The 14182-nt window shown below is 60.6% G+C and carries 15 protein-coding genes; 8 read left to right on the top strand and 7 right to left on the bottom strand.

Annotation, left to right across the window (positions count from 1 at the left end; all coding sequences use genetic code 11):
- Positions 1-2: 2 nt before the first annotated feature.
- Positions 3-1103 carry a bifunctional diaminohydroxyphosphoribosylaminopyrimidine deaminase/5-amino-6-(5-phosphoribosylamino)uracil reductase RibD gene (ribD, locus tag JOE34_RS09535; protein ID WP_153222310.1) on the bottom strand — a complete coding sequence of 367 codons (1101 nt, stop codon included), beginning with the start codon at positions 1101-1103 and terminating at the stop codon, positions 3-5.
- A gap of 41 nt (positions 1104-1144) precedes the next feature.
- Entirely contained in the window at positions 1145-1609 is a 465-nt protein-coding gene (gene nrdR / locus JOE34_RS09530) for a transcriptional regulator NrdR (RefSeq protein WP_003317051.1), read from the bottom strand.
- Positions 1610-1785: 176 nt separating this feature from the next.
- Between nrdR and JOE34_RS09525 the strand changes: the two genes are divergently transcribed.
- From JOE34_RS09525 to trxA, 3 genes are all read left to right on the top strand, one after another.
- Positions 1786-2235: a hypothetical protein gene (locus JOE34_RS09525; protein WP_003317052.1), complete on the top strand. Its 450-nt coding sequence runs from the start codon at positions 1786-1788 to the stop codon at positions 2233-2235.
- Entirely contained in the window at positions 2232-2885 is a 654-nt protein-coding gene (locus JOE34_RS09520) for a 50S ribosomal protein L11 methyltransferase (RefSeq protein WP_003391846.1), read from the top strand. The genes JOE34_RS09525 and JOE34_RS09520 overlap by 4 nt, the downstream gene beginning before the upstream one ends.
- Before the next feature lie 269 nt (positions 2886-3154).
- Positions 3155-4027 carry a thioredoxin gene (trxA, locus tag JOE34_RS09515; RefSeq protein WP_003349508.1) on the top strand — a complete coding sequence of 291 codons (873 nt, stop codon included), beginning with the start codon at positions 3155-3157 and terminating at the stop codon, positions 4025-4027.
- Between the two features lie 54 nt (positions 4028-4081).
- Here the strand turns inward: trxA and JOE34_RS09510 are convergent, their stop codons facing one another.
- A complete protein-coding gene (locus JOE34_RS09510; RefSeq protein ID WP_096116617.1) occupies positions 4082-4435 on the bottom strand; it encodes a hypothetical protein in 354 nt (117 codons plus the stop codon).
- Between the two features lie 61 nt (positions 4436-4496).
- On the bottom strand, positions 4497-4919 hold the full coding sequence (locus JOE34_RS09505; RefSeq protein ID WP_003317055.1) for a nuclear transport factor 2 family protein: 423 nt from the start codon (positions 4917-4919) through the stop codon (positions 4497-4499).
- A 301-nt stretch (positions 4920-5220) separates the two neighbouring features.
- Here JOE34_RS09505 and JOE34_RS09500 point away from each other — a divergent pair, with 301 nt between their 5' ends.
- From JOE34_RS09500 to JOE34_RS09480, 5 genes are all read left to right on the top strand, one after another.
- Positions 5221-5808, top strand: coding sequence for a DUF2796 domain-containing protein (locus JOE34_RS09500; RefSeq protein ID WP_024663233.1), 588 nt, complete (start codon positions 5221-5223; stop codon positions 5806-5808).
- 69 nt (positions 5809-5877) lie between these two features.
- A complete protein-coding gene (locus JOE34_RS09495) occupies positions 5878-6588 on the top strand; it encodes an ABC transporter ATP-binding protein (RefSeq protein WP_209995611.1) in 711 nt (236 codons plus the stop codon).
- Between the two features lies 1 nt (position 6589).
- Positions 6590-7855: an ABC transporter permease gene (locus JOE34_RS09490; RefSeq protein ID WP_003391841.1), complete on the top strand. Its 1266-nt coding sequence runs from the start codon at positions 6590-6592 to the stop codon at positions 7853-7855.
- 8 nt (positions 7856-7863) lie between these two features.
- A complete protein-coding gene (locus JOE34_RS09485; protein ID WP_024693506.1) occupies positions 7864-8388 on the top strand; it encodes a DUF3299 domain-containing protein in 525 nt (174 codons plus the stop codon).
- 103 nt (positions 8389-8491) lie between these two features.
- Entirely contained in the window at positions 8492-9178 is a 687-nt protein-coding gene (locus tag JOE34_RS09480) for an OmpW family outer membrane protein (protein ID WP_016569086.1), read from the top strand.
- A gap of 588 nt (positions 9179-9766) precedes the next feature.
- Here the strand turns inward: JOE34_RS09480 and JOE34_RS09475 are convergent.
- The 3 genes from JOE34_RS09475 to JOE34_RS09465 all read right to left on the bottom strand — a co-directional run bounded on the left by JOE34_RS09475 (position 9767) and on the right by JOE34_RS09465 (position 14045).
- Positions 9767-10696 (bottom strand): NAD-dependent epimerase/dehydratase family protein, encoded by a 930-nt coding sequence (locus JOE34_RS09475; protein ID WP_209995609.1) that lies wholly within the window; start codon positions 10694-10696, stop codon positions 9767-9769.
- Positions 10689-11573 carry a sugar nucleotide-binding protein gene (locus JOE34_RS09470; protein ID WP_074955834.1) on the bottom strand — a complete coding sequence of 295 codons (885 nt, stop codon included), beginning with the start codon at positions 11571-11573 and terminating at the stop codon, positions 10689-10691. Before JOE34_RS09470 ends, JOE34_RS09475 begins: the two co-directional genes overlap by 8 nt.
- Before the next feature lie 153 nt (positions 11574-11726).
- Complete coding sequence (locus tag JOE34_RS09465; protein ID WP_003317063.1) at positions 11727-14045, bottom strand: mechanosensitive ion channel domain-containing protein; 2319 nt, start codon at positions 14043-14045, stop codon at positions 11727-11729.
- Positions 14046-14182: the final 137 nt, after the last annotated feature.

Raw genomic sequence — 14182 nt, 5'->3', positions numbered from 1 at the left:
AATTATACGCCGGGTGTGCGCACAGGGAGAGCGATGACTCGCCAGTCATTACCGACAGCACGCATTTCCACAATGTTCAGCTCAAGTGCCTCGCTCATCTGCGCCAGCGGAAGATCGAGCAGCGGGCGGGCCGATGAACCAAGAAACTTGCCGGCAATGAAGAGCTGAAACTCGTCGACCAGCCCGAGCCGGGCAAAAGCCCCCGCCAGTCGCGGACCGGCCTCGACCAGTACTTCATTGACGCCCCGCGCGGCGAGCTCGCCCATCAACCTGCGCAGGTCCACATGACCGGCGCTGTCGGCCAAGGCGAGCATTTCGTGGCCCTCTTCCTGATAACGGCCTCGCGCCGACGCAGCGGCGCAGGTCACGACCAGTGCACTGCCTGCCTGGAAAAACGGTGCATCGAGCGGCACGCGTAAACGGCCGTCGATCAACACCCGCAACGGTGCACGTGCAGCGGCCAGCGCGGTCAGTTCGGCATCGAGCCCCAATTCATCAGGGCGCACGGTGAGACGAGCCTTGTCGGCCAGCACCGTGTCGGCGCCGCTGAGTACCACACTCGACTGCGCCCGCAGGCGTTGCACGGCAGAACGTGCCTCAGGGCCGGTGATCCACTGGCTTTCACCGCTGGCCATCGCTGTGCGGCCATCCAGGCTCATGGCCATTTTGACCCGCACGTAAGGCAGGCCGGTCTCCATGCGCTTGAGAAAGCCTTTGTTCAGCGCTCGCGCTTCGCTTTCCAGCACGCCACATTGAACGCCGATGCCGGCATTCATGAGGCGCAACAGGCCACGGCCGGAGACTTCGGGGTTAGGGTCCTGCATCGCCGCGACCACCCGCGTCAGCCCGGCTTCGATCAGTGCATCGGCACAGGGCGGTGTGCGCCCCTGGTGACTGCACGGTTCGAGGGTGACGTAGGCGGTCGCACCTCTGGCCAGCTCGCCGGCCTGGCGCAACGCATGCACTTCGGCATGCGGCTCACCGGCGCGCGCATGCCAGCCTTCGCCAACGATCCGGCCTTCACGCACGATCACGCAGCCGACTCGCGGGTTGGGATGTGTGGAGTAGAGCCCCTTGCGCGCCAGCTCGAGTGCTCGCGCCATGTAATGAACGTCGAGAGCCGCCTGTTCAGTCAGCAATGCATTTATTCCTTGCCCGGCTCGCGGGCCAGACGGTCGATTTCTTCACGGAATTCGTTGAGGTCCTGAAAGCGCCGGTACACGGAAGCGAAGCGGATGTAGGCCACTTCGTCGAGCTTCTGCAGCTCGGTCATGACCAGCTCACCCACTACCAGCGATTTGACTTCGCGTTCGCCGGTCGCGCGCAGCTTGTGTTTGATGTGAACCAGGGCCGCTTCCAGGCGTTCGACACTCACCGGACGCTTTTCAAGCGCGCGCTGCATACCGGCGCGCAGTTTTTCTTCATCGAAAGGCTGGCGGCTGCCGTCCTGTTTGATCAGACGCGGCAAGACCAGCTCGGCAGTTTCGAACGTGGTGAAGCGCTCGCCGCAGGCCAGGCACTCGCGTCGGCGGCGTACTTGCTCGCCTTCGGCGACGAGGCGGGAGTCGATGACTTTGGTGTCATTGGCACCGCAGAAGGGACAGTGCATGGTGGCTGGCAACAAAAGAATGAGGAGCGCCATGTTAGCGCATCCTGCCGGCAAGACAAGGCTGAGGGTTTACGGTATATAGACGCGCATTAAAGCGGTGTGAAATTGTCCGGGCTCGGTAATACTGCACGCTTGGCGTCACCCAGCCTTTCGAATTTTGCCTTGTGGAGCTCTTGATGACGTTACGCCCCGCTTTTCTACTCTGCTTCATCGGCTTGCTGGCCGCGTGCAGCAGCAATGACGCGCCGAAACCCGCTGCGCCGCCACCGGTCGCACCTTCGATCAAGCTGCCTGCCGGGCCGGGGCCACTGCAACCGTACCAACGTGAACTCAGCGGGCAATTGCTGGGCGTGCCGGCTGGCGCCGAGGTCGAGCTGGCAATGCTGGTCATCGACGAGCGCGGACGTCCGCAGAAGCTGCTGACCAACACCCTGCTCAAGGGCAACGGTCAATCATTGCCGTTCCAGTTGCGCTTCAACCCGGAAGCCTTTCCGGTCGGCGGACGTGTCGAGCTGCGCGGTCGCGCCAGTAAATCCGGGCAGTTGATCCTGCACCTGCCGTCGATGCGTATCGATCAGCCGGCAACTCAGGCTCTGGGGCAGTTGCAGTTCGTCAAGGCGCCATGATCGCTCCGCAACATCTGCAACGCACGCTGAGCGAACTGCTTGGCGACGCCCGGCTGACCATCACTGCGCTGCCGGGCACAGAGTTGAAGCTGTGGCTGATCGACGATGCCAACATGGACCGCGCCTTCAGCCCGGATGAAACGCGGCGCATTCTGGAAGATCCACCGTACTGGTGCTTTTGCTGGGCCAGCGGCCTGGCTCTGGCACGTTTTCTGGCTGAAAACCCGCACTGGGTGGCTGGCAAACGGGTACTGGATTTCGGTGCGGGCTCGGGTGTAGCAGGCATTGCCGCGCTCAGGGCCGGGGCGCTTGAGGTTGTGGCCTGTGATCTCGACCCACTGGCGCTCGCTGCCTGCCGGGCCAATGCCGAACTCAATCAGGTGCCATTGCGCTACTCGACGGATTTCTTTGCCGAGGCGGACCGCTTCGATCTGATTCTGGTCGCCGACGTGCTCTACGACCGCGCCAACCTGCCGTTGCTGGACCAGTTCCTCTCCCGAGGCCGCGAGGCACTGGTGGCGGATTCCCGCGTGCGCGACTTCAAGCACGCTGCCTACCAGCGTCTGACGATGCTGCATGCGCACACCCTGCCGGACCTGGCCGAGCCGCACGAATTTCGCGACGTGAGCCTCTATCACGCGGCGCGGTGAGCGCTAAATAACAGTCCGGGATTGCTCAGCTAAACGGCTTTTGTAGGAGCGAACTTGTTCGCGAAGACGGTCGTTCAAACGATAAATTTCCAGAGAGCTTTCCACCCCTTTCGCGAACAAGCGAAGCGTCGCCCGGTTCGCTCCCACGGCCTTCGGCCAGCATCAATAGCAATGAGTGTGGGCACGATCATGTCCAATAGACGACACCGCTTTCAGCATTGCCCTGCGGGCTTTATAGTTGGCAGCATTCAGATTCTTCGAGACGTGCAATGAGCCAGGAAACTGCTTACATCTTCGACGCAACCGCCGCGAACTTCGATCAACTGGTGATCGACAAGTCCTTCGACCAGCCGGTGCTGGTGGATTTCTGGGCCGAGTGGTGTGCGCCCTGCAAGGTCTTGATGCCCCTGCTGCAGCAAATCACCGAGAGCTATCAGGGCGAGCTGCTGCTGGCCAAGGTCAATTGCGACATCGAGCAGGACATCGTAGCGCGCTTCGGCATTCGCAGCCTGCCGACCGTGGTGCTGTTCAAGGACGGCCAGCCGGTAGATGGCTTTGCCGGTGCCCAGCCCGAGTCGGAAATCCGCAAGATTCTCGACCAGCACGTGGTCATGCCGCCACCGCCAGCCGCCGACCCGCTCAAGCAGGCACAGGCGCTGTTTGCGGAAAGTCGTTTCGCCGAAGCCGAAGCACAGCTCAAGGTGCTGTTGGGCGAGGACAACACCAATGGCGCGGCGCTGATTCTGTATGCGCGCTGCCTGGCTGAACGTGGCGAATTGAGCGAGGCCAAGGCCGTGCTGGATGCGGTCACCGGTGATGCACACAAGGCCGAACTGGCCGGTGCCAAGGCCCAGCTGACGTTCCTCGCGCAGGCCGCGACCCTGCCGGACGCTGCCGAACTGAAAAGCCGTCTTGCACAAAATCCTCAGGACGATGAAGCAGCACTGCAACTGGCGATTCAGCAGTTGTCGCGTCAACAGTACGAAGCTGCGCTCGAGGGCCTGCTCAAGCTGTTCATCCGCAATCGCAATTACGCCGAGGGGCTGCCGCACAAGACCCTGCTGCAAGTATTCGACCTGCTGGGCAACGATCACCCGCTGGTCACAGCGTACCGTCGCAAGCTGTTTGCCGCGCTGTACTAATGTACAAAGCAACAGGCACCGCTCGGGTGCCTGTTGTTGCTGAGCGCGGTCAGGTCACGTCGCTTCGACCCAGCTGTACAGCGGCGCATCTCCGCCGCTCTCGACTTTCACGTTCGCCGAGTGACGCAAGCGCACCAGCAGATGCTTGCCCGCAGCGGTACTGCCCGCCAACCCTTCCAGTTGCCCCAATAGATCCGGCCCACTCATCTGCCCGGCCTTGTGCAGCAATTCCTGAGCGACTTGCCAGAGCCTGTCGTCCTGGTTGAGCGGCTTGCTCTCGGCCGCGGCGGCGGGTGCCTCCGGGACGGGCGCCTTGAGCTGCGCGCCCAGTTGTGCCCAGTCTCCTTCGTCCAGTTCAAGGGTCAAATCCACCGGCCACTGGCCTACGGTTCCACGAATACGCAACATGATGTGCACCTGCTGACAGTCAGGCGTACATGCTCCCACAGGCTGGCGCGCATTCCCATGATCAACCGTAACGCCACTGGTTGAGGACCGGTTCCTTGCCGTTGATGAAATTGCCAAGCGCCCGCACGTCGTAGACGTTTTCCCAGCACTCGATAATTCGGCCATCGCGAAACCGCCATAGGTCGCAAAACGGCATGATGATTTTCCGGCCCTCACAACTGGCGCGCATTTCGCCCAACACCGAGCCGAAGTGATCGTTGGCGATGATGTCGTGGACATCCATGTACAGGGTCTGATGGGTACGCCTGATCAGATTGATCTGGTGGGAAAGCACTGCCTCCCTGCCGATGGCTATGGACAAGCCACCGCCAGCGCCTTGATCCGCCTTGTGCAGCACGATGTCAGCGTCGGCGAATTCGGTGATGCGTGTCATATCCTTGTACACAGCACGCAGGACTTCTCTGTTCGAATGGAGCTTGTTCATGAGTATCTTCCCTGATGTCGCACTCGGCCCAGGTCGAGCGCAGGCCCTTACTGGCGATGAAAACCTTCCTGCGCATCCGGCGCAGGTGTAGCGATTTTCATCTTCCAGAGTAGGACTTGATGACGCGAAGTGTGAGACTACTTAGACATAAGCACCGGACCGGGTATGCCCGGCAAGACCGTCAATAGCGCTTTGCTGCAGCCCGGTCACCCGGCGTCTGGATAAAAACACGTCCACGCAGGCCGTCACTTGTTATAAGATCACATAACAGTTTTTCTCGATTATTGTTCTGGAGCCCGCTATGCGCCGTCTGCTACTCGCCCTGCCTTTCGCCCTGTTACCACTCGTTGCTGCGCACGCGGCTGAAGAGCACGACCACGATCATGGCGATGAACATGGCAGCCTGGGTGCGCACGAGCACGGCGTCGGACGTCTGGATGTGGTGCTGGAAGGCAAGACGCTGGAATTCGAATTCGACAGCCCGGCCATGAACATCGTCGGCTTCGAACACGTTGCGACCTCGGATGAAGACAAGGCCAAAGTCGCCAAGGCGCGCGAATTGCTGCTCAAGCCCAACGCGTTGTTCAGCATTGCCGATGCCGCCAATTGCTCGGCCACTTCGGTGAAGCTGGAAAGCCCGCTGTTTGGTGACAAGGATGACGATCATGACGAGCACGCCGACGCTGGTGATGCCGAGCATCACGAGCACAGTGAAATCCATGGCCACTACAAGTTCGTCTGTGACGCACCGGCCATTCTGAAGAAGCTCGACCTGTCGCAAATCTTCACAACCTTTCCCGACACCAAGAAGCTTCAGGTACAACTGATTTCGCCAGGCGGCCAGTCAGGCGCAGAAGTGATCGCGGCCAACCCGACGCTGAAATTCTGATCGCACCCTGCAGTACAACGACCGGGCCTGGCCCGGTCTTTTAATTTCCAACCGAGCGTGAGTCAGCCTATGACCCAAGCACTGATCGAACTGTCAGACCTGCGCTTCAACTGGCCCGGCCATCCGCAACTGCTGGACATCCCCGAGTTCCGCCTGCAAAGCGGCGAAACCCTGTTCCTCAAAGGCCCGAGTGGCAGCGGTAAAACCACGCTGCTGGGCCTGCTGGGCGGTGTACAAAAACCGGTCAGCGGCAGCATTCGCCTGTTGAACCAGGAACTGTCGGCCCTCTCTTCGGCCGCTCGTGATCGCTTTCGCGTCGATCACACTGGCTACATCTTCCAGCAGTTCAACCTGCTGCCGTTTTTGTCGGTGCGGGAAAACATCGAACTGCCCTGTCACTTTTCAAAGGTCCGCGCCGAGCGTGCCAAGCAACGCCACGGTAGCGTCGAGAAAGCCACCACTACCCTGCTCGCCCACCTGGGTTTGAAAGACCCGACGATGCTGACACGCCGCGCCGACTCGCTGTCCATCGGCCAACAACAGCGAGTCGCTGCCGCCCGGGCGCTGATCGGTCAACCGGAGTTGGTGATTGCCGATGAGCCTACGTCTGCGCTGGACGCGGATTCGCGCGAGGCGTTCATTCGCCTGTTGTTCGCCGAGTGCCGCGAGGCCGGGGCCAGCCTGCTGTTTGTCAGTCATGACCAGAGTCTGGCACCGCTGTTTGATCGCAATCTGTCGCTGAGCGACCTGAATCGCGCCGCCGTCGCCGTGGAGATTTGAGATGTATCTGTTTCGTCTGGCCATGGCCAGCCTGGCCAATCGCCGTTTCACCGCGTTTCTCACTGCCTTCGCCATTGCGCTGTCGGTTTGCCTGTTGCTGGCCGTCGAGCGGGTGCGCACCGAAGCGCGCTCCAGCTTCGCCAGCACCATCAGCGGTACAGACCTGATCGTCGGTGCGCGCTCCGGCTCGATCAACCTGTTGCTGTACTCGGTGTTCCGCATCGGCAATGCCACCAACAACATTCGCTGGGACAGCTTCGAGCACTTCGCCAACAGCAAGCAGGTCAAGTGGGCGATCCCGGTTTCGCTGGGCGACTCCCATCGTGGCTACCGGGTGATGGGCACCAATGAAGCGTATTTCGAGCATTATCAGTTCGGTCGCCAACAGCACCTGGAAATAGCCGAAGGACGCGAGTTCAAGACCGATCCCTTTGAAGTGGTGCTGGGTTCGGAGGTCGCCAAGGCGCTGCATTACAAGCTAGGCGACAAGCTGGTACTGGCGCACGGTGTCGCCGCGATCAGCCTGGTCAAGCATGACGACAAACCGTTCACCGTGGTCGGCATCCTCAAGCCGACCGGTACCCCGGTGGACCGCACGCTGCATATCAGCCTGGGCGGCATGGAGGCCATTCATATCGACTGGCACAACGGCGCCCCGGCACGCGGCAACGAGCGCATCTCAGCCGATCAGGCGCGCAATATGGACCTGACGCCGACGGCGATCACTGCCTTCATGCTGGGCTTGAACAGCAAGATTTCCACCTTCAGCCTGCAACGCGAGATCAACGAATACCGTGGCGAGCCCATGCTGGCGATTCTGCCCGGCGTGGCACTGCAGGAGCTGTGGAGCCTGATGGGCACGGCGGAAAAGGCGCTGTTCGTGATTTCGCTGTTCGTGGTGCTGACCGGACTGATCGGCATGCTGACTGCGATTCTCACCAGCCTCAACGAGCGCCGCCGGGAAATGGCCATCCTGCGCTCGGTCGGCGCGCGCCCCTGGCATATCGCAAGTCTGCTTATACTCGAAGCCTTCGCCCTGGCGCTGGCGGGTGTCATCAGCGGCCTTGCGCTGCTCTATATCGGCATCTTCGTGGCCCGCGACTACGTGCTCGACAACTATGGTCTGTACCTGTCGTCTATGCCACCTGGCCAATATGAATGGACATTACTCGGTGCCATTCTCGGCTGCGCGCTGTTGATGGGAACCGTGCCAGCCTGGCGAGCCTACAGGCAGTCACTGGCCGATGGACTGTCGATTCGTTTATGAGGACCTTCATGATGCGGCGCATGCTACTCACTCTGCTGTTCTCGGTTACCACTCAAGCGTGGGCCGCCGAGCCGCGTGAGCTGACCTGGAATGACATGATTCCACCCGATGCACCTGTGGTGAAGCCGGTAACGGCTCCGCTGCACGATATGTCCAAGCTGTCCGATGCACTGGCCATGGAGGCAGCGCCTGCTGCCCACCAACTGGCACCGCATGCGCCGGTGGTCAAGGCACTGGACGGCAAACTGGTGCGCTTACCGGGCTACATCGTGCCGCTCGAGGTCAGTGAGGAAGGCCGAGTGACGGAGTTTTTGCTGGTGCCGTATTTCGGCGCCTGCATTCATGTGCCGCCGCCACCGGCGAACCAGATCGTGCATGTCACGAGCGAGCTGGGTGTGAAGGTCGATGAGCTGTATCAGCCGTACTGGATCGAAGGACCGATGCAGGCCAAGTCGTCTTCCAGCGAATTGGCAGAAGCGGGTTATCAGATGCAGGCAGACAAGATTCTTGTCTACGAGTTGCCGGATTCATAAGGATCACGAGGTTCCCAGCGATTTCATTGAGCTGAGTCAAAGTCGCCGCTCGACAGCGCTTTAACATTACGCCCATAAATTTTGACTGATCTCTGGAGCCTCCATGCACAAGCATCTGCTACGCGCGTCCCTTGTCGCGCTTACCCTCACCGCCCCGGTCGCGGCACACGCCTACCAGCCTGGCGACTTCATCGTTCGCGCCGGTGTCGCGCACGTCCAGCCCAATGAAGACAGCGGCGAAGTGCGCCTCGACGGTGCCAAGGTTTCCGGCACCAAAGCGACTGTCGACGGCGAAAACCAGCTGGGCCTGACCTTCGCCTACATGCTGACCCAGCACGTCGGCGTCGAGCTGCTGGCCGCCACACCGTTCAGCCACACCGTATCGGTCAAAGGCCTTGGGCCTGGCCTGGATGGCAAGCTGGCCGATATCAAACAACTGCCGCCGACGCTGTCGTTGCAGTACTACCCGATGGAACCGTCGTCGAAATTCCAGCCGTACGCTGGCGTGGGCATCAACTACACCACGTTCTTCGATACCGACCTGACCGGCAACCGTAAGAATCAGGGTTTCAGCAACCTCAAGCTCAAGGACTCGGTCGGCCTGGCCGGGCAGTTGGGCATGGATTACATGATCACCGACAACGTACTGCTCAACGCCTCGGTCTGGTACGTCGACATCGACACCAAAGCAACCGTGGACGGCCCGTCAGCCCTGGCCGTCGGCAAGACCAAGGTCGACGTGGACATCGACCCGTGGGTGTACATGGTGGGCGTGGGTTACAAGTTCTGACCTGAACGTCTCAAGCGCCACAAACACAAAGGCACCCTTATTGGGTGCCTTTGTGTTTTGTAGACCTGGTGATCTCGTACCAACTCCATGACGAAGTAATGCCGCGCTTTTTGCAGGAGCGGGCTGGTCCGAAGGCAGTTACATTCGATGCACTTTCTGCGCCTGCAATATCGTCTTCGCGAACAAGTTCGCTCCTACAGGTGCTCACAGGCTTTTGTAGGAGCGAACTTGTTCGCGAATAGGTAGTTACACTCGATGTAATTTCTGCGTCTGCAATATCGGCTTCGCGAACAAGTTCGCTCCTACAGGTGCTCACAGGCTTTTGTAGGAGCGAACTTGTTCGCGAATAAGTAGTTACATTCGATGTAATTTCTGCGTCTGCAATAGCGTCTTCGCGAACAAATTCGCTCCTACAGGTGCTCACAGGCTTTTGTAGGAGCGAACTTGTTCGCGAATAAGTAGTTACATTCGATGTAATTTCTGCGTCTGCAATAGCGGCTTCGCGAACAAGTTCGCTCCTACAGGTGCTCACAGGCTTTTGCAGGAGCGAACTTGTTCGCGAATAGGCAGTTACATTCGATGTAGGGCTCACTGCCCCATCAACAACTCAAGACCGCGCACCAGTGGCGTTGGCTCGTCGAGGGTGAAGTGTTCCAGCAGGCGCTGGTTGCTGGCGCGGGAATGTTTGATGTCGCCCGAGCGTGGTGCCTGATAGGTGACTTCCGGCTGCTTGCCGACAACCTGCGCAAGCGCAGCCAGCAGTTCGTTGAGCGACGTGGTCTTGTTCAGGCCGACGTTGATCGCGCCTTCGATGGCGCTTTCCCGTGACAAGGCCTGCAGCAGCAGCTTGAGCAGATCCCCGACATAGTAGAAATCCCGCGTCTGCTCGCCATCGCCAAACACGCTGATCGGCAGGCCTTTGCGGATACGCTCGGCAAAGATGCTGATCACGCCCGAGTACGGCGACGATGGGTCCTGGCGTGGCCCGAAAATGTTGAAGAAGCGAAAGATCACCGGTTCCAGGCCATGCTGGCGACGGTAGAAATCCAGGTAATACTCGCTGGCCAGCTTGTCCGAGGCGTAAGGCGTCAGCGGTGCCTTGGTGGTGTCCTCGGTTATCGCTTCGCCCTCACCGTTGTTGCCGTACACCGCCGCGCTGGAAGCGAAGATCACCCGTTTGATGCCCGCTTCGCGCATGGCCTCGCAGACATTCAACGTGCCGATGAAGTTGCTCTGGTGAGTACGCACCGGGTCGTCTACCGACGCCTGCACCGAGGCCACTGCCGCCAGGTGCACGACGGCCTTGCAGCCCTGCGCCACGCGCTTGACCAGGTCGGCATCGGCCACGTCCCCTTCGATCAGTTCGACCCGCGGGTTATCGAGCGGCAAATTGCTGCGCTTGCCTGCCGAGAGGTTGTCGAGGATACGCACGGCCTGCCCGCTGGCAAGCAATGCGTCGGTCAGGTGCGAGCCAATGAAACCCGCACCTCCAGTGATCAGAACAGGAGCGTCAGACATGTCGATAATACCGATCCAGCAGGCTTGGCAGGCCGGCCCGCCAAGCGCGGGGCTTGATGCCGAAAGTGTGGAGAATTTTCTTGCAGGCCAGTACCGCGTGCTGCGGTTCTTCGGCTGCATCGGGACGCGCGGCATGAGCCTGCGCAGTGGGCGATTCGATGGCCAGCGCGTGCAGCAGACGCGCTTCGGTGAGCACTGCCTGCCCCAGCGCCAGCGGCGTGGTCGCCTCGTGTCCGGCGTAGTGGTAGGTGCCCCACAGCGGCGCTTCGCAGTCGAGTTGCTTGATGACCGAAATGATCACCCGTGCCGCATCATCGACCGGCGTCGGGTTGCCGCGGCGATCGTCGGCGAGCAGCAGCTCTCCGGGTTCCTTGGCACGCGAGAGAAAGCGCCCCAGCACACCATCGGTGCTGTCATCCAGCAGCCAGCCGAAACGCACCAGCACATGTTGCGGGCAGGTCGCGCGAACGCTCTGTTCGATACGCCACAGGGCCTGACCGCGCAGGCCCAAGGGTACAGGATCGTCTTTTTCGCTGTAGGCCGTCGCGCGGGAACCATCGAACACACGATAGCTGGACGGCTGAACCAGCGTGATGTTGTGGTGCTGACACAATTCGGCAAGACGCTCGACAGAGCGCTCTTGATGGGTCAGGCGCGCCTCACTCACGGTCTCCGCCTGAAACCAGTCGAAGTAGTAAGCAAGGTTGATCAGGGCATCGGGGCGGGTGTCATCAAGCAGTTGCGTGAGGCTCGCCACGTCCCAGCCGTCTTGCGGTGGACGTGGTGCGAGGAAACCAATGTCTTCCTCGGCACCCAGACGAATCAGCGCCTGCCCGAGGGCATTCCCGCCGCCCAACAGCATAAGGCGCATTCGCATAGAGTCAGCAGGCTCGGTATCAGGTAATCAAACGAACAATTGAAAAACGCCTGCAAACATAACACGTTGCCTGCCAACCCCCAACAGTTGCGCAGCCTGGCGGGTTAATGACGCCGCGACAAAGCGTTGCAGCGTCCCCGTGCGTCGGTTGAGTTACTGAGCTGCCGGGCCGGGCGTGCTGTTGCCCTTGGACAGACTGAGCGGCGCCGGCGCGGGCGCAGAAGGTGTCGCCATGGCAGGGTCCGAGGGCGCGGGCGGCCCTTCGGCTTCGACGCCAGCCTGCGGGTTATTGAAGCCCGGCCCCATGACCATCTGTGGATAAGTCTGCGCAAAACGCACGTTCGGGTTCTTATCCACAAGGCGCTTGAGACGCTCGTTGAACGCGCGCCCCACCGCGTACTGACCGCCCGAGGAGGTACGAAATTGCGCGGTCAGCACCACGCCGTTGAGGTCCATGCGGTCTACGCCGAAGACCTCCAGCGGCCCCTGCAGGTTGTGCTTGAGCAGGATGTCTTCGCTGATCGACTGGCCGGTCTCGCGGATCAGCGCCAGCGCGTCATCGATGTCCGAGTCATAGGTGAATTGCACCGAGAAGAACGCGTACGCGAATTGCCGCGACTGGTTGGTGACCGCCTTGATCTGCCCGAACGGCACCGAGTGGACGAACCCCTTGCCGTCACGCAGGCGCACGGTGCGAATGGTCAGGCTCTCCACCGACCCGGAATGCCCGGTACTGAGCACCACCCAGTCACCCACCGAAAAGGTGTCCTCGATGATGATGAACAGACCGGTGATCACGTCCTGCACCAGTTGTTGCGAACCGAAACCGATGGCCAGACCGACCACACCGGCACCCGCCAGCAGTGGTGCCACGTTGATGCCCAGGTTGGCCATGGTGGTGATCGCACAGATCACCACCAGAATGATTTTCACCGCGTTGCGCAGCAGCGGCAGAATGGTTTTGATCCGCGTGCTCGGCTGGCGACCACTACGATGATTGACCGGCGGTTTCAGGGCTTCCTGAATGGCAGTGTCGAGCACTACCCACAACAGCCAGGTGACGACGAAGATCAGACCGATGCTGCTCAATGAATCACTGATCACTCGGCCCAGGGTATTGCGCTGGGCAAACTCGAACATCGAGAAGCCCCAGATCCGCCCCAGTATCTCGATGAACCCGATGGCCAGCGCGATACGCAACACCGCGTACACAAGGCTCAACAGACGCGCCTTGTACACATGCCCGCCGCGGCCCAGGGTCTCGGTCGGTTTGAACAGGTGCTGGAACACGGTGCTGAGGAACACCGTGGCAATCAGCAGAATGGTGGTGAACAACGCACACCGCAGCGCTTGCTGACTGTCCTCGCCAGCGCCAATCAGGTTGATCGCCGAGACCAGAATCATCAGCAGGATCGGCAGGTGCCACAGCCTGGAGAATATCTTCAACGATTGTTGCAGCGCGGGCCGTTGCAGACGACTGCTCAATGAGCGGTTACGGATCAGGTGGGCTACCGGGCGACGCACCTTGATGATCAGCATGCAGAACACCACCGAGGCGAACAGCCCGGTAAACACCGCAACACTGGTGGTGACGTTACTGCCGAGCTGACGGGCGATCTGCGGACTGGTCAACGCATCGCTCAGCGCCGCCAGGAAGCCGACCACGAACAGGGGCCTCGGCGCGTAGCGGCGGATCATGCGCACGCCGGCACGCTTATGCCCGAAGTTGAACATCACGATCACGCAGAGCAGTACCGAGGTCGAAACGATGCCGCTGCTGGTTGCATACGCGAAACACAGCGCCAGCGCACGGCCTACCGAAGACGGCATGAAGTGGCTGACGTAAAGGGTCAACGGCAGGCAGACGATGGCTGGCAGGGTAAACGGCAATACGTATTTGAGCAGCGCCTGACTGCGGGCGCGCACCCGCATGAACGGTGTGCGGCACAAGCGTACGGCCAGAAAACGACCCAGCGTGGTCAGAACCGCAAACGATGCGATCCAGACAAAAGACAGGGCGAGGAAGTCCCCGGCGACACTCCATGGGGAGCGTGTGGTGCGTTTGTTGACCAGCGTTTCCAGCTCGTCGGCTGCGCGATCGGCGCGCAGTTGCCAGGCTTCGAACAGGTTGTCATCCAGATTGAGCTTTTCCTGGACGTCATCGATGCTGGTACTGATGGCACCGAGCAACCCACCCTGCACCAGCAACTCAGGAGTCTCGGCCGCAGGCTCTGCGCCATCGGCGGGTTTCGCATCGGCCTTGTCCTTGTCCGCCGCCTTGTCATCCGCTTTCGCGGCGGGTTTGTCAGCGGCCTTGGGGTCGGCTTTGGGGTCAGCCTTTTCAGCAGCCTTGTCGTCTGCCGGCACCGCGGCGCCCATCGGTAATGCAGGTACATCGGCCGCCTGGAGATTGAAACTGCCTGCGAATAACAGCAGACCCGAAAGGATCAAGATTTTCAGCTGAGACGCCACGCAGTTCTCTCCTTCAATGGGCAAGTCAAACCATGGACAGGGCAAGGCAAGCCCCGACCCCAATGAACTGATTCCCGTATGCGCGGCAAGTTCGGTTTTGGCATGCAAATACGATGAGGCAATGTTTCAGAAAAAAC

Source organism: Pseudomonas sp. PvP028, assembly GCF_017832255.1.
Lineage (GTDB): Bacteria > Pseudomonadota > Gammaproteobacteria > Pseudomonadales > Pseudomonadaceae > Aquipseudomonas > Aquipseudomonas syringae.
This window is presented reverse-complemented; position numbering and strand designations above follow the sequence as displayed.